This window comes from Bacillus sp. EB600 (genome assembly GCF_024494385.1).
In the GTDB taxonomy this organism is placed as follows: Bacteria; Bacillota; Bacilli; order Bacillales; family Cytobacillaceae; genus JAEVLT01.
Window position 1 is genome coordinate 1 of the sequence record NZ_JAEVLT010000061.1, and the last position, 15,302, is coordinate 15,302.

General features: G+C 39.7%; 15 protein-coding genes, 1 tRNA gene, 1 other RNA gene and 1 other annotated feature. Of the genes, 4 read left to right on the forward strand and 13 right to left on the reverse strand.

What is annotated here, in order from left to right; translation table 11 throughout:
* Positions 1 to 202 precede the first annotated feature (202 nt).
* From JN080_RS27150 to tadA, 7 genes are all read right to left on the reverse strand, one after another.
* Positions 203 to 466, reverse strand: coding sequence for a pro-sigmaK processing inhibitor BofA family protein (locus JN080_RS27150; protein ID WP_256239089.1), 264 nt, complete (start codon positions 464 to 466; stop codon positions 203 to 205).
* Between the two features lie 173 nt (positions 467 to 639).
* Positions 640 to 858: a YaaL family protein gene (locus JN080_RS27155; RefSeq protein WP_256239077.1), complete on the reverse strand. Its 219-nt coding sequence runs from the start codon at positions 856 to 858 to the stop codon at positions 640 to 642.
* A gap of 20 nt (positions 859 to 878) precedes the next feature.
* On the reverse strand, positions 879 to 1,475 hold the full coding sequence (gene recR, locus JN080_RS27160) for a recombination mediator RecR (protein WP_256239090.1): 597 nt from the start codon (positions 1,473 to 1,475) through the stop codon (positions 879 to 881).
* Positions 1,476 to 1,490: 15 nt separating this feature from the next.
* Positions 1,491 to 1,805, reverse strand: coding sequence for a YbaB/EbfC family nucleoid-associated protein (locus JN080_RS27165; protein ID WP_256239091.1), 315 nt, complete (start codon positions 1,803 to 1,805; stop codon positions 1,491 to 1,493).
* A gap of 23 nt (positions 1,806 to 1,828) precedes the next feature.
* Positions 1,829 to 3,502, reverse strand: coding sequence for a DNA polymerase III subunit gamma/tau (dnaX, locus tag JN080_RS27170; protein WP_256239078.1), 1,674 nt, complete (start codon positions 3,500 to 3,502; stop codon positions 1,829 to 1,831).
* Positions 3,503 to 3,634: 132 nt separating this feature from the next.
* Positions 3,635 to 3,899, reverse strand: an RNA gene (gene ffs / locus JN080_RS27175) — signal recognition particle sRNA large type.
* 99 nt (positions 3,900 to 3,998) lie between these two features.
* A complete protein-coding gene (gene tadA / locus JN080_RS27180; protein WP_256239080.1) occupies positions 3,999 to 4,511 on the reverse strand; it encodes a tRNA adenosine(34) deaminase TadA in 513 nt (170 codons plus the stop codon).
* A gap of 159 nt (positions 4,512 to 4,670) precedes the next feature.
* Between tadA and JN080_RS27185 the strand changes: the two genes are divergently transcribed.
* The 3 genes from JN080_RS27185 to JN080_RS27195 all read left to right on the forward strand — a co-directional run bounded on the left by JN080_RS27185 (position 4,671) and on the right by JN080_RS27195 (position 7,484).
* On the forward strand, positions 4,671 to 5,957 hold the full coding sequence (locus JN080_RS27185; RefSeq protein WP_256239081.1) for a glycoside hydrolase family 18 protein: 1,287 nt from the start codon (positions 4,671 to 4,673) through the stop codon (positions 5,955 to 5,957).
* Positions 5,958 to 6,126: 169 nt separating this feature from the next.
* A complete protein-coding gene (locus tag JN080_RS27190; protein ID WP_256239082.1) occupies positions 6,127 to 6,780 on the forward strand; it encodes a deoxynucleoside kinase in 654 nt (217 codons plus the stop codon).
* A gap of 11 nt (positions 6,781 to 6,791) precedes the next feature.
* Positions 6,792 to 7,484: a deoxynucleoside kinase gene (locus tag JN080_RS27195; protein ID WP_375141789.1), complete on the forward strand. Its 693-nt coding sequence runs from the start codon at positions 6,792 to 6,794 to the stop codon at positions 7,482 to 7,484.
* Positions 7,485 to 7,581: 97 nt separating this feature from the next.
* Here JN080_RS27195 and JN080_RS27200 read toward each other — a convergent pair.
* The 6 genes from JN080_RS27200 to guaB all read right to left on the reverse strand — a co-directional run bounded on the left by JN080_RS27200 (position 7,582) and on the right by guaB (position 14,090).
* A tRNA-Ser gene (locus JN080_RS27200) sits at positions 7,582 to 7,674 on the reverse strand.
* Between the two features lie 138 nt (positions 7,675 to 7,812).
* Entirely contained in the window at positions 7,813 to 9,093 is a 1,281-nt protein-coding gene (gene serS, locus JN080_RS27205) for a serine--tRNA ligase (RefSeq protein ID WP_256239084.1), read from the reverse strand.
* Between the two features lie 45 nt (positions 9,094 to 9,138).
* Positions 9,139 to 9,361, reverse strand: a binding site (T-box leader).
* A 48-nt stretch (positions 9,362 to 9,409) separates the two neighbouring features.
* Positions 9,410 to 10,000 carry a pyridoxal 5'-phosphate synthase glutaminase subunit PdxT gene (gene pdxT, locus JN080_RS27210; RefSeq protein WP_256239085.1) on the reverse strand — a complete coding sequence of 197 codons (591 nt, stop codon included), beginning with the start codon at positions 9,998 to 10,000 and terminating at the stop codon, positions 9,410 to 9,412.
* Between the two features lie 15 nt (positions 10,001 to 10,015).
* The gene (gene pdxS, locus JN080_RS27215) at positions 10,016 to 10,897 is read right to left on the reverse strand and encodes a pyridoxal 5'-phosphate synthase lyase subunit PdxS (protein ID WP_256239086.1); all 882 of its coding nucleotides are present in this window, start codon (positions 10,895 to 10,897) and stop codon (positions 10,016 to 10,018) included.
* A 147-nt stretch (positions 10,898 to 11,044) separates the two neighbouring features.
* Entirely contained in the window at positions 11,045 to 12,394 is a 1,350-nt protein-coding gene (locus tag JN080_RS27220; RefSeq protein ID WP_375141790.1) for a D-alanyl-D-alanine carboxypeptidase family protein, read from the reverse strand.
* A gap of 235 nt (positions 12,395 to 12,629) precedes the next feature.
* Positions 12,630 to 14,090: an IMP dehydrogenase gene (gene guaB / locus JN080_RS27225; RefSeq protein WP_256239087.1), complete on the reverse strand. Its 1,461-nt coding sequence runs from the start codon at positions 14,088 to 14,090 to the stop codon at positions 12,630 to 12,632.
* A gap of 106 nt (positions 14,091 to 14,196) precedes the next feature.
* Between guaB and JN080_RS27230 the strand changes: the two genes are divergently transcribed.
* Positions 14,197 to 15,138, forward strand: a complete 942-nt coding sequence (locus tag JN080_RS27230; RefSeq protein WP_256239088.1) for a YaaC family protein — start codon at positions 14,197 to 14,199, stop codon at positions 15,136 to 15,138.
* The last annotated feature ends 164 nt before the right edge of the window (positions 15,139 to 15,302 follow it).

A 15,302-nucleotide genomic window follows, 5' to 3' on the forward strand; every position in this document is an offset into this window, starting at 1 on the left:
CTTGTTTAGTTTTCAAAGATCAATTTGTTTGTCGCTCGTAAGCGACTATATTAGTATAACATTTTCAGTTGCTGAAGACAACAACTTTTTTTATTTTTTATTGTCATCTGCTGACGACCTTTTATATATTACACGATTATTTTTATTAGGTCAACCCTTTTTTCAAAAAAAGATAAACCGCTAAAAAGTAGCAAGTTTATCTTTAAAGAACCATTTTTTCAATCGCTGCTAAAGCAACTAGACCTGGAATCCCCAGAAAGCCAGAAACAGCAGATGTTGCAAAATTAATCGGAACATGAATACCGTAGTTGCTTCCCCCTACATTTAAGAAAAAAAGTAACAATGCGCCGATTAATAGCTTTATGATTGATTGTCCGATAAACCTGACTGGTTTTATAGGTGCTCCTGAAAACAATAGCAATAGGATGAGTCCACCTAAAATAGTAATAACGTAAATTGGCTGCAACATGAGTTCCCCCTTTTACATAACTTGTACAACTAACTTATGTAAGAGCTAGGTAACATAGACCATTAAAAAAGATGAGTTGTTTAGACTCATCTTTTTTTATATTCTGAACTCTTGTATGTCTGGCCTTGGGGAAAGTGACTTAGATGGGCACCTTCACATTTCTAATCTTATTATCGATTTAATCTTATATTCCTATGTTTTGCTTCCTTAAGGAGAAAAAAGTACTTTGCCTCAGCCAGTTTTGACTCGCAAATTACTTCTTCTGAAGGATCAAAGCTTTTTGCCAACAGCTGCTTTTGCTGCTGCCAATCCAGCTTGTATTTATTTAAACCATTAATGAGTTTTTCATCAAATTCATTTCGCAGCCAACTCTTGCGCTGAAAAAACAAGGTTTATTCCCCCGTTACCATTATATTTCTCTTCGTCCTTCTATTGCTTTTGAAAGGGTCACTTCATCAGCATATTCAAGGTCTCCGCCAACAGGGAGGCCATGGGCAATTCTTGTGATTTTTATTCCTGTCGGCTTTAATAAGCGAGAAATATACATCGCGGTTGCTTCCCCTTCAATATTTGCATTGGTAGCAAGGATAACTTCTTGGACTGTTTCATCCTGGAGCCGCTTCAAGAGGTCTGGAATATTAATATCCTCGGGTCCAAGTCCATCCATTGGGGATATAGCTCCATGCAAAACGTGATACAACCCATTGTATTCCTTCATTTTTTCCATTGCGATAACATCCTTAGGATCTTGGACGACACATATCGTCGTTTTATCCCTGCGGGCATCCTCACAAATATAACATGGGTCCTGATCTGTTATATGCCCGCATACAGAACAATATGTGAGGTTGCGTTTCGCATTAATTAAGTTTTTTGCAAAGTCAAGCACAGTATCTTCTTGCATATTTAAGACAAAAAAAGCCAGTCGACCTGCTGTTTTAGGGCCGATACCTGGCAACTTCATAAAGCTGTCAATCAGCTTCGATATTGGTTCAGGATAATGCATTTTCATTATTCCTCTCTAGAAAGGAAGGTTCATTCCTTTTGTAAATTGTCCCATTGTACTATTGGTTAATTCATCTGCTTTTTTTAGTGCATCGTTTGTTGCAGCTAAAATAAGGTCTTGAAGCATTTCAACATCATCAGGATCAACTGCTTCAGGATTTATTTTTACATCGACAACTTCCTTATGGCCAGTTACTGTTACTATAACCATTCCACCGCCAGCTGTTCCATCTAATCTTTTTTCACCTAGTTCTTCTTGTGCTTCCGCCATTTTCTTTTGCATTTTTTGCATTTGTTTCATCATGTTTTGCATATTTCCTCCGCCACGCATCATTAGCAATTACCTCCAATTTTTTAATCAATGATTTCAATAAATTCCTCACCAAATAACTTTTTCGCTTCAGCAATGTGAGGCTCTTCAACCTTTGGTTCATTTTCGTGAACCTGGTGACTGTTTAAGAAGCTTTCGCGAATCGATCCCCATTGTTCTTCAGGTACACCCAAAAGTGTAAGCCTCTGTCCTGTCAGCTGTTGTAATGCATCAACCACTGCTTGGATAAACTTATGGTTATCCATTGCCATTTGGCAGATCATTTCATGCTTGAATTTTATAATAAACGCATCGGCTGATGCTGCGATTGGCTCCGCTTCATTTAATAAAGCGGCATGTGACTTCATCAGCTTCGACAGCATTTCCGCCCAGTGGCGTTTTATCTGGTTCAAATCATTCTTTGTCGCATGCTTTAACACTTCATTTATTTTTCCAACCTGGGGCTGAAAGCTCTTTTTTGAGGACCGCTGTGAAGGCTTGTGAGCAGATGGGGCTGCCTCCTGCAGGACGGCTGTACCATGTACTTTTAGATCCTGCAGTTCGTGCTCCAATTGCTCAATTCGTGAAAGCAACTGACCAACTTCGCCCGTTTGGACCTGTTCCGCTTGTTTTTGTTCCATTTGACATAGCTTTACAATTGCCACTTCAAGAAAAATTCTTGGATGGTTCGTCCACCGCATTTCATGCTGTGCTTTATTTAGTATATCGATAAGCTGGTAAATTTGTTCAGCAGGAACCTGCTCGGACATTTTTTTAAATTCATCATCAAGCAAGACTCTTTCCATTGACTCATCGAGATTGGGTGCTGCTTTATAGAGCAGCATATCTCGGTAATAGAGGATGAAATCCTCAACGAGACGGGCGGGATCCTTCCCTTGATGCATTAGTCCTTCTAATGCCTCTAACCCGCTGGCCACATTTCTTTCTACAATGGAACCCGCTAATTGATTTAAAAAGGATTGTGCCACAGATCCAGTAACAGTAAGGGCATCTTCTAACGTTACCTGATCCTGGCTAAATGATATGGCTTGATCTAGTAAACTTAATGCATCCCTCATTCCGCCATCTGCAGATCTGGCGATTATTTTTAGGGCTCGTTCATCACACTTTACACCTGTCTCATCGACAATTAACTTCATTCGATTGACAATCGATTGGGCAGTAATCCTTTTAAAGTCAAAACGCTGGCATCTTGAGATAATTGTAAGTGGAAGCTTATGTGGTTCTGTTGTTGCTAAAATAAAGATTACGTGCTTTGGCGGCTCTTCAAGGGTTTTTAAAAGAGCATTAAATGCCCCAATGGAAAGCATATGCACTTCGTCAATAATATAAACCTTATATTTTGAGACGCTTGGTGCATATTTAACTTTATCACGGATATCACGGATTTCTTCAACGCCATTGTTTGAAGCAGCGTCAATTTCAATGACATCTGGAATCGACCCGTCGGTAATCCCTCTACACGTCGCACATTCATTGCACGGTTCACTGACCGGTGACCTTTCACAGTTAACGGCTTTTGCAAGGATTTTCGCCGCACTTGTTTTCCCCGTTCCTCGTGGACCAGAAAAAAGATAGGCATGTGAGATCTTTTGTTGAAGCAGGGCGTGCTGCAATGTCTTGGTTACATGTTCTTGGCCGACTACGTCAATAAATGTCTGTGGTCGCCAAACACGGTATAAAGCTTGATAAGCCAATTGACATCGCCCCCTTCCAAATCATTATCTCTCCTATTATACCGTATCTGTTTTAACTATTACAAAGCCAATGTACAAAAAACTCATCTCTTTTTTCTAGAGATGAGTTCACTTTTTGTTATGTAATAACTGCCGTGCACCTTCCATTGACTGACTCCCATAAGCGCTGCTTAAGCAGTTAGCTCGGCCCAGGCAACCCTGCGGCACATGGGAGCTTCCACTTAATGCTGCTTCCTTCCGGACCTGACATGGTTCATGGATTCCCATTGCGCAGGACCCGGGCGTCAACACCACTTACTTAAGGCGGACCCTACAGGATATCAGCCTCAGGAAGGGATTCGGCCTCGCTAGAGCGGATTGCGAGTACAGGGCACCGCTACCTCCCCGCTTAGCACGGCAAAATTGATACCATATTTAGTGCGCTATCTTTAACGCTTTTTTAGTATACTAAGTTTTGACCGAAAAAGCAATGTTTATCAATTGTAAAATACTGTATTTATTTTTCGCGTGCTATTTGCTTACTTTGCTTTTTTACTGCCTTTTTTCTTTCACGGAGCTGTTGAAAAAACTGCGAAAGCATCTGACTGCACTCTCCACCCAAAATGCCCGCAGTAACCTCACTCTGGTGGTTAAAGCGCGGATCCTGAAGAATGTTCACCAATGTTCCTGCACACCCTCCCTTCGGGTCAACTGCTCCGTAAACAACTCGTTTTACTCTCGATAGTAGAATCGCTCCGGAACACATCGGACACGGTTCAAGTGTTACATACAGGGTTGTATCCTCAAGACGCCATGTTCCTAACTTCTGGCAGGCTTGGTCAATTGCAAGCAGCTCAGCATGCGCAATCGCATTATGCTGACTTTCACGCAGGTTATGTGCCCGGGAAATAATTTCTCCCTTATAAACAATTATGGCACCTATGGGCACTTCATTCAGTGCTTCTGCTTTGTTGGCCTCCTTAATCGCTTCCTTCATAAAAAATTCATCTTGATTATATTCCTCTTCCATGAAAAATCACCCTTAGTTTTCTGCTAGATAATTTTGTATTTTATTAAAGGCTGCTGTTAGGCTTGCCCATAGGAATTAAAAATTTACCAACATTATAACATTTATCAGCTTTTACCCACATAAAATGGTTGTAGCGTATTTGCACAAGGAGGGATAGCAATGCAAATTCATGTCGTGCAAAGGAATGAATCGCTAACAACAATAGCTAGGCTTTATCACTCAACTGTAAATGATATCGTAGAAGCAAATGATTTACCTAATCCGAACAATCTCGTGATTGGGCAAGCCATTGTGATTCCGATTATTGGTCAATTTTATACAGTAAGACAGGGAGATAATTTATATTCCCTCAGCCGCAGATTTGGAGTTACTCCTCAGCAGCTTGCAACTGTTAATCGAATTTCTTTAAATCAGCCTCTTCAAGTTGGTTTCCGGCTTTATATCCCCCAAGGACAAAAAAAAAGAGGGGAATTTAACGGTTATGTAGAGCCAAGAGGAACGTCAGTCGCTCCCGCATTAGAAAGAAGTGCAAGAGAAGCTGGACCTTATTTAACCTATTTAGCACCATTTAGCTTCCAAGCCCGTCGAGATGGGACACTGAAAGCGCCGCTCTTAGACAACTTCCCAGCAATCGCCAAGGAACACCGTAACGTCCTCATGATGGTAATTAATAACCAGGAACAGGATCAATTTAGTGATGAATTAGGGCGGATTTTACTAAATGACATAGCTATCCAGGATAAATTTATTAATAACATCGTTGCAACAGCTCACCGATATGGATTCAGAGACATCCATTTTGATTTTGAATACTTACGGCCTGCAGACCGCGAAGCATATAACCGTTTTTTACGAAAAGCAAAAGACCGCTTTTCCCGTGAAGGATGGTTTATGTCGACAGCTCTTGCCCCAAAGACAAGCGCAACCCAGAAAGGGAAATGGTATGAAGGTCATGATTATAAGGCACATGGTCAAATCTCAGATTTTGTCGTCATTATGACCTATGAATGGGGCTACAGCGGTGGCCCCGCCATGGCTGTATCACCTATTGATCAGGTGAAACGGGTATTAGACTATGCAGTAACAGAAATGCCATCAAATAAAATCCTTATGGGGCAAAACCTATATGGGTACGATTGGACTCTGCCCTTTACTCCAGGAACGGTTGCAAAGGCAGTAAGCCCTCAGCAGGCAATCCAGCTGGCAGCCCAGCATAACGTCCCCATTCAATATGACACTAAGGCACAGGCACCTCATTTCCGATACAGAGCCGGGGATGGCAAGGAGCATGAGGTTTGGTTTGAAGATGCCAGGTCCATCCAAGCAAAATTTAATTTGATTAAGGAAATGAACTTACGTGGAATGAGTTACTGGAAGCTCGGCTTAGCCTTCCCACAAAATTGGCTGTTAATTACTGAAAACTTTAATGTAGTCAAAAAGGTATAAAACCATTAGACTGCCGTTGCTCGGCAGTTTTTACTATTTTAAAAGTTTATTTCTTGCTAATATTGGATAACCATTCAAACATTTAATTATGTTAAACTATTCTTTGTGCCGATTTAAATGACTGATTCATTTGGTGTCTTTGTGGACAGCTGGTGAGGGAGGATACGTAATGGAGGAAACACCCTTTATAACGGTTGAAGGGCCAATTGGTGTTGGAAAAACATCACTTGCAAAGGCCATTTCAAAACATTTTCATTTTGCTTTATTAAAAGAAATAGTGGATCAAAATCCATTTTTGGGGAAATTTTATGAAAACATTGAAGAATGGAGTTTCCAAACTGAAATGTTCTTTCTTTGCAATCGCTACAAGCAATTAGGAGATATTAGCACCCATTACTTAAGTAAAAAGCAGGCAGTCATTGCTGATTATCATATTTTCAAAAACCTGATTTTTGCACAACGAACGTTAGGTAGCGAGGAATATCAAAAATATTATCAAATTTATCAAATTCTAACAAGTGGCACGCCAAAACCGAATGTTATCATTTATTTGAATGCAAGTCTTGAAACTTTATTAGCGCGGATTCAATCGAGAGGTCGGGAAATAGAAAAAAACATTAGCCCGTTATACTTGGAACGGCTCTCGATTGACTATGAGGAAGCAATAACAAGCTTTGAAATGAGCCACCCGGAAATACCTGTTCTTCGCTTTAATGGTGATGAGATGGATTTTGTGAAAAACAAAGATGATTTACAGTATATTCTTGATAAACTTTCATTATCATTTAAATCAGACAGCTTGACAAACACAATTTTAGAATAGGGGAAATGTTAGTGAGTATTGTTATTGGCGGTATGATTGGTCTTGGAAAAACGAGTGTCGCAGATACATTAAATTTGCATTTTCTAAAGCAGGGAATTGATAGTAAGGTTTTTTATGAGGAAGTTGATGATAATCCGATTCTCCCACTCTATTATGAGTTAACAGATGAAGAACTTGAGACGCGAAGAATTCCTTTTCTTCTTCAGCTTTTTTTTCTAAACAAACGGTTTAAAACAGTAAAAGACTGTGTAAACTGGCACGAACCCCTCTTCACTATTCAAGACCGCTCCATTTACGAGGATTGGTATTTTGCCTATGTAAATAAAAGCCTGGGCAGAATTTCCGGACTGGAATTTAAAATTTATGAAGATCTTGCTCAAAATATGATGCAAGAGCTAAATGAACTGCCTAAAAAGGCACCCGATTTAATGGTCTACTTAAAGGGCTCATTTGAAACTGTACTTGACCGGATTATGTCCCGCGGGAGAAGCTTTGAAATTAATCCTGAGCTTAAGGAGTATTACTTTGAGGTCTGGAAGGGCTACGACGATTGGGTAATAAACAAATATGATGCGAGTGAAGTGCTTATTATTGATATGGATAAAACTGATGTGGTAAAAAGGCCTGAGGATGCCTTGAAAATTTGCAATCAAGTAGAAAAAAAATTAATTCAGATTTTGAAAATAGAAACACAGATCGGTTAAATAGCCGGTCTTTTTTTCATAAAAAAAATTCGCTACAGTAATTGTAACGAATTTTTTATCTCCAGTTTTTATGCGCGTTAGTTAATAAATATAGTAATGGAGGAGGAAGAGGGATTCGAACCCCCGCGCGGTGTTACCCGCCTGTCGGTTTTCAAGACCGATCCCTTCAGCCGGACTTGGGTATTCCTCCATATCGACAAAAACTAATTTAACATAGATTAGTTTTGATGTCAACAACTTGTCACACTTTTTTCCGGGCGGGACAAACCTACCCGGAAAAAAGTGGATAAGCAGAACCTTGATGATTTACGTCATAGGCTTTTCTTACTTACTCTGGCTTTATTACTGTGCGATTGCCCATATATGGACGCAATGCTTCAGGAATCGTTACAGTTCCATCTTCCTGTTGGAAGTTTTCCAAAATGGCTGCAACTGTTCTGCCAATGGCAAGTCCTGACCCATTTAATGTATGCACATACTCCGGCTTCGCTTTTGGTTCGCGTCGGAAGCGAATACTGGCGCGGCGCGCCTGAAACGCTTCAAAGTTACTGCAGGAAGAGATCTCACGGTAAACATCTGCACTTGGAATCCAAACCTCAATATCGTATTTTTTGGCCGCGGTAAAACCAAGGTCACCTGTACACATGCTAAGAACATGATAAGGAAGACCAAGCAATTGTAAAACTCGTTCTACGTTATTTGTCAGTTTTTCCAATTCTTCATAGGAATCTTCCGGCTTTACAAATTTAACCAATTCCACCTTGTTAAACTGGTGCTGACGAATTAACCCTCTTGTATCACGTCCTGCAGATCCAGCTTCAGAGCGGAAGCAGGCACTATAAGCAGCATAGCAGATCGGCAGCTCTTCACCATTTAAGATTTCATCCCGATGCATATTTGTTACCGGTACTTCTGCTGTTGGAATAAGGAAGTAATCCTCACTGCCAATTAGAAAGGCATCCTCTTCAAACTTAGGCAATTGTCCTGTTCCAATCATACTTGCCCGATTTACCATATAAGGCGGAAGAATCTCTTTGTAGCCATGTTCATCTACATGAAGGTCAAGCATGAAGCTAATGAGGGCGCGTTCTAAACGTGCTCCAAGCCCCTTATAGAATACAAAACGGCTGCCAGTTACCTTCCCAGCCCGTTCAAAGTCAAGAATCCCGAGCTGCTCAGCTATTTCCCAATGAGGTTTAGGCTCAAAGGTAAACTCAGGCAAACTGCCCCATTTACGGATTTCAATATTATCGTCCTCAGTATCCCCAACCGGAACACTTTCATGCGGGATATTTGGAATGCTTAATAAAAGATGTTCAAGCGTTTCCTCAACCACACGTAATTCATCGTCTAATCCTTTTATTCGATCGCCAACTTCTCTCATTTCCGTAATAAGATGTTCTGCATCCTTCTTTTCCCGTTTTAACACAGCAACCTGCTGCGAAACCTCATTTCGCTTGCTTTTTAATTGCTCGGTCTCGACAATCAATTCCCGTCTTTTTTGATCCAACCCCTCAAATCTACCAAGATCTGTTAGGTCTTCACCACGATGCTGCAATTTCTCTTTTACTTCGACAAAATTCTCTCTTAAGTATTTTAAATCAAGCATTTTCTACACACTCCTTTCTAAAAATAAAAAACTCCCGTCCCCAAAAACAGGGACGAGAGTTACCCGCGATACCACCCTGGTTGACAGATCATCCTGTCCACCTCGAAAAATGTTAACGGTTTTAACCCGAAAGTACTTACTTACTCTTGAATGAGTGTTCCGTACTTTACTTAAGGATGGATTCACAAGCCTCACTCACCGGTTTGCACCATCCACCGGCTCTCTTTAAAGTGAAATTCTTGTTACTAGTTCCTCTCACTGTTTTTGCCAATATTTACTTTTAATCTACTATAATTATCAGCCAAGTGCAACCGAATTATGCATGTTGTTTTACTTTTGCTTCTTTCACCATTTTGACAAAATAAGCAGTGAAGCGGTAATCTTCTGTTAATTCTGGATGAAATGAGCATCCAAGAAATTGCCCTTCCCTAGCAACAACAATCCGATCGTCATGCTTACAAAGAATTTCGACATTTTCACCTACATCAACAATATGTGGCGCCCGGATAAATACAGCTGGAAAGCCTTCAGCTACATCTTTTATGGAAAGGTCTGCTTCAAAGCTTTCACGTTGACGGCCAAAGGAGTTACGTTCAACCGTAACATCCATAACTCCGATGTGCGGCTGATCGTAGCCGACAAGATTTTTAGCTAATAAGATCAAGCCTGCACATGTTCCGAACATTGGCTTTCCTTCGTTTGCAAATTCCTTAAGGGCATCCATAAAATCATACTTATCAATCAGGCGGCGCATTGTTGTACTTTCACCGCCGGGGAGAATCAAACCATCTACTTCTCTCAGTTCCTCTTTATGTTTAATTGCTACTGCTTCAGCACCGCAATTTTCGACAGCTTTAATATGTTCACGAACCGCACCTTGCAATGCAAGTACACCTATTTTAACCATTTTTAAGACTCCCTTTTACCAGCCGCGATCCTGCATTCGTTCTCCAGGTGCAAGCGATGAAATCTCAATACCCTTCATAGCAACCCCTAGATTTTTTGAAATCTCGGCAATTAACTTATAGTCTTGATAATGTGTTGTTGCTTCGACAATTGCTCTTGCAAATTTTGCTGGATTTTCTGATTTAAAAATTCCTGAACCAACGAAGACACCATCTGCACCCAATTGCATCATAAGTGCTGCATCAGCAGGTGTTGCTACACCGCCAGCGGCAAAGTTAACAACAGGAAGATGACCAAGACGTTTAATTTGGACAAGAATTTCGTATGGTGCACCTAATAGTTTTGCTTCTGTCATTAGTTCATCTTCGCTCATTGCAACGACTTTACGAACCTGTGCGTTTACTTTACGCATATGACGAACCGCTTCAACAATGTTGCCTGTTCCTGGTTCACCCTTTGTACGAAGCATGGAAGCACCTTCACCAATACGGCGGGCAGCTTCTCCAAGATCCCGGCAGCCACAAACAAATGGAACTGTATATTCTTTTTTATTTAAATGGAATTCTTCATCTGCTGGAGTTAATACTTCACTCTCGTCGATGTAGTCTACGCCTAATGCCTCAAGAATACGAGCCTCGACAATATGTCCAATTCTTGCCTTTGCCATTACTGGGATTGTAACAGCATTCATAACTTCCTCAACAATAGTTGGGTCAGCCATTCTAGCTACACCGCCAGCTGCACGAATATCAGATGGAACACGCTCTAACGCCATTACTGCTACTGCGCCAGCCTCTTCCGCAATTTTTGCTTGTTCAGCATTGACAACGTCCATAATAACGCCGCCTTTTTGCATTTCTGCCATTCCACGTTTAACTCTATCTGTTCCTGTTTCCAATGTAAAATCCCCCTCTAAGTTATTTTTCCTCAAAAATTAACCTTTTATATATTACCATTAAGGAAATTATATTAATTTATCGTAATAGTTCCATAATGACAATAAACAACAAAAACAGACATCTGTCAAGGAAGAAATTGATTTTGCTTAAAACCAGCCCTTAACAGTAGTTGAAATACCGCCAAACAGGTGTCCAAAGAAACCACCAATTCCTCTCATCATACGAACAAACCAATTTGCTTGTTCCACATCCTGATTTGCAACAACGTCTGCTGAAAGTCTCTTTTGATCATCTGAGGTCAAGAAGTCTAACTTTTTCCCATTTTTAGGCTCAACGGTTAAATAACCAACTTTTTCTCCCTTTTTAATAGGTGCAGTTAGTTCCCCGTTTTTCGTAAGCTTTGTTTTATCTAGAACTAACACAGGTTGATAGTTCTTTTTCTCCCCATTTAATACCATTGCTTTTAAAGGAGTATTTGTATAAATTTCAACTTCCTTACTTTTACCATTAGCAACTTTGACCGTTTTATTCCCTTTTACTTGATAATGTTTAGGGACAATTTGTTCTTTCGTATAATTACTGAAAGCATAATCTAGCATTTTTCTTGTTTCATCAAAACGGGATTTTTTGTCACTTCTGTTTCCTTTGGCATCTTTTGTATCTTGAACAACCGTAATAAATCGTTTGCCATCTCTCATTGCTGTACCGGTAAAACAAGCACCAGCAAAGTCAGTTGTTCCTGTTTTAAGGCCGTCCACACCTTGATAGCCATACACTAGAGAAGGTAACATCCAATTCCAGTTATCCATTTTTGTTCCTTCTACAAACATCTTTGTAGGGGTACTGGCTGTTTTTAGAACATCTGGGAAATCATTTATTAATCGAAAAGCAAGTGTTGCAACTCCACGAGGTGACATTTCATTTTCAGCTGTAGGATCTGTACCTTTTGGCTGCATCCCTTTATAATCTGAATTATTTAATCCAGTGGAATTAACAAATTTATAATCTTTTATTCCTAGCTTTTTAGCTTGATCGTTCATCATTTTCAAAAAGTTTGTTTCAGACCCCGCAATTACTTCAGCAAGTGCAATGGTCGCACCATTTGCAGAATAAATTGCCATTGCCTGATATAAATCCCGAACTTTATACTTTCCATCACGGCGCAAAGGAACATTCGATAAATCCCTATTTTGAGAGATTTTATAAGCTAATTCATCAACAGAATATTTCTGATCCCATTTCACACGGCCATGCTTAATTGCATCAAGCAGGATATACTCCGTCATCATTTTAGACATACTAGCAATTCCTAATAAACTATCAGCATTTTGTTCATATAAAACCTGTCCTGTTTGTCCATCTACTATTATTGCACCAGCAGCATTAACATTTAATGCAGTATCTGCTTCAGCTTTATTAAAGCCTGCAAAAATGCCAAAAAATAGGATAATTGCCAATCCAGTGGCAACACTTTTTTGAATAAACTTTTTGTTCACTTTAACGCCCTCCAACGAATTAATCACGCTTGTTATTTTAACATAACTCAAACACAAATAATAGCTAGTGTATAGACCTATCTTTTTCCCAATTTTAATGGTAGGCGCCGTTTGGCAAAATTCATTCCTGTGCATCGAGGCTAGATAATTCTCAACTTTCAAGAGAATAACTATGATGCCAATCGTAGGGTTTCCTTTTCACAAAAAAAAGAGAGGGGAAAGTCCCCTCTCTTTTTTAGGATAAGGAATAGTTTGGTGCTTCCTTTGTGATCTGAACGTCATGTGGATGGCTTTCCCTTAGACCTGCACCTGTCATTCGAATAAATTGGGATTCCTTTCTTAACGTTTCTAGGTCCTTCGTACCACAGTATCCCATGCCTGCACGTAAACCTCCAACAAGCTGATAAATCGTTTCGGATAACGGCCCTTTATACGGAAGACGTCCTTCAATTCCTTCTGGTACAAACTTTTTAGCATCTTCTTGGAAATACCGGTCTTTTGAGCCCTTTTCCATAGCAGCTACTGAACCCATTCCACGATAGACCTTAAAGCGGCGGCCTTGGAAGATTTCCGTTTCTCCAGGACTTTCTGAAACACCAGCTAATAGACTGCCAAGCATAACGGCATGTCCGCCTGCTGCTAAGGCTTTAACCATATCGCCTGAGTATTTTATGCCACCATCGGCGATAATCGTCTTACCGTGCTTCTCCGCCTCTAAGGCACAGTCATAAATAGCAGTAATTTGTGGAACACCGACCCCTGCAACAACTCTTGTAGTACAAATTGAACCTGGTCCAATACCAACCTTTACGATGTCTGTGCCGGCCTCAATTAACGCCTTTGTAGCTTCTGCAGTAGCAACATTCCCAGCAATGATTTTTAAATCCGGATAAGCACTTCTGATTTCCTTTACCATATCCAGAACACCCTTTGAATGACCATGGGCTGTATCTAGCACTATTACATCGACATTAGCTTTAACAAGTGCAGCTACACGCAACATGGTGTCTTTTGTAACTCCAACAGCAGCACCTGCTAACAACCGCCCTTGCTTGTCCTTTGCTGAATTAGGAAACTCAATTACCTTTTCAATATCTTTAATTGTAATTAGTCCTTTTAAAATGCCGTTATCATCGACAAGTGGAAGCTTTTCAATTTTATGTTTTTGCAGGATTTTTTCTGCTTCTTTTAACGTTGTTCCAACTGGTGCAGTGACTAACTCTTCTTTCGTCATTACATCTGAAATTGTTAAAGAGTAATCTGAAATAAATCGAAGGTCCCGATTTGTAATGATTCCGACAAGTCTTTGGTCTTCAAGGTTATTGACGATTGGTACCCCTGAAATCCGATATTTTGACATTAAATGCTCTGCATCAAATACCTGGTGCTCAGGTGTCAGGAAAAAAGGATCAGTAATAACACCACTTTCTGATCTTTTTACCTTTTCTACCTGTTCAGCTTGCTGATCAATGGTCATATTTTTATGAATAACGCCTATACCGCCTTGACGCGCCATTGCAATTGCCATTTCAGCCTCAGTTACCGTATCCATACCAGCACTAATGATTGGAATATTTAGCTTAATACCCGCTGCAAGTTCGACACTGAGGTCAACATCACGCGGCAGTACTTCCGATTTTCCGGGAATCAATAACACATCATCAAACGTTAATCCTTCTTTTACAAACTTACTCATTTTTTTCCCCCCGAACTAAAAATTATTATTTGTAGATTATCAATTGGACAAAATACTGTCAAGAAAGAAAAATTTGTTTGACTTTTCAAAAAAAGGGGATTGAACATTGAAGATTCAATTTAATGGCTGGAAAAGCTACTCATTCTTATTTTCTGCTGAGAATACACAAGCATTTTTAAAAAATAAATATCTTAAGCAACGAATTGAAAATCCTGATCAAAAAGCCTTCGAAAATTGTTATGCCTTTATTTATTATTTGGAACATGGTCAAGTTTATTATAAACAAGCTGAAGCTTCTCCGCTAATAATAAAGCCAATTCTCCTATTTTATGGTCTTGTTCACTTAATTAAAGCAAGTATTTTGGCACTAAACCCATTATACCCGGAAAATACATCTGTACTCGCTCACGGAGTTACTACAAGAAAAAGAAAAAAACAAAATTACCAATTTATCCATGATGAGATCAAATTTCAAAAGAATGGACTTTTCCCTTATATGTCTAAGACCATGTTTCACATGGAACAGTTGGAAGGGGATAAAATTACAATGGAGGAATTGCTAAAACTACTCCCAGAGTTAGATGAACTTTTTTTTAGACTGGAGGGGAGGAGAACTTTTGCCAGGTTGGAAAGAAAAGAGAACCAGTTTCTTATTCCTGAAATAATTCTCGACCATTATCATATGAGTCACAGTCGCATGAAGGATTTTTTAACTTCGAAATTTCATGATCAATTTCTATTTTCGAATAATGTTCCTTTGTTTACTATAAATGATCAATCATTTCGAAAGCCAAGTCCGTTAAAATATCATCTTGACGAGAAGGCTTTCGTATTTCCTTTCCAAAAGGATAACTTTTTTCACTTTCCAGAGCTGCTTGTTCACTATTTGCTTTTGTATAATTTAAGTATGATTGCACGCTACGAAACTGAATGGTGGGGGGAGCTAACAAAGATGATGTCAACAAATGACTTCCCGTTTATTGATTCTTTTTTGCAAATCACTCTTGAAAAAGGACCATTTCTTATCTATCAATATTTGGTGGGATAAATGACGAAAGTGGGCTTTTTAGAGTAATTTTTCATTCAAAAAAAGATTTTAATTCTAAATTTTGAGCATGCAAAAAGGACAACCCTAATCGGATTGTCCTTCACTTGCCTGGCAACGTCCTACTCTCACAGGGACTTGCGTCCCAACTACCATCGGCGCTGAGA

Bases quoted from the DNA above. Each gene is read 5' to 3' on its own strand.
- recR (WP_256239090.1), bottom strand. From the start codon at position 1,475: ATGCATTATCCTGAACCAATATCGAAGCTGATTGACAGCTTTATGAAG.
- JN080_RS27165 (WP_256239091.1), bottom strand. From the start codon at position 1,805: ATGCGTGGCGGAGGAAATATGCAAAACATGATGAAACAAATGCAAAAA.
- tadA (WP_256239080.1), bottom strand. From the start codon at position 4,511: ATGGAAGAGGAATATAATCAAGATGAATTTTTTATGAAGGAAGCGATT.
- JN080_RS27185 (WP_256239081.1), top strand. From the start codon at position 4,671: ATGCAAATTCATGTCGTGCAAAGGAATGAATCGCTAACAACAATAGCT.
- JN080_RS27190 (WP_256239082.1), top strand. From the start codon at position 6,127: ATGGAGGAAACACCCTTTATAACGGTTGAAGGGCCAATTGGTGTTGGA.
- serS (WP_256239084.1), bottom strand. From the start codon at position 9,093: ATGCTTGATTTAAAATACTTAAGAGAGAATTTTGTCGAAGTAAAAGAG.
- pdxT (WP_256239085.1), bottom strand. From the start codon at position 10,000: ATGGTTAAAATAGGTGTACTTGCATTGCAAGGTGCGGTTCGTGAACAT.
- guaB (WP_256239087.1), bottom strand. From the start codon at position 14,090: ATGAGTAAGTTTGTAAAAGAAGGATTAACGTTTGATGATGTGTTATTG.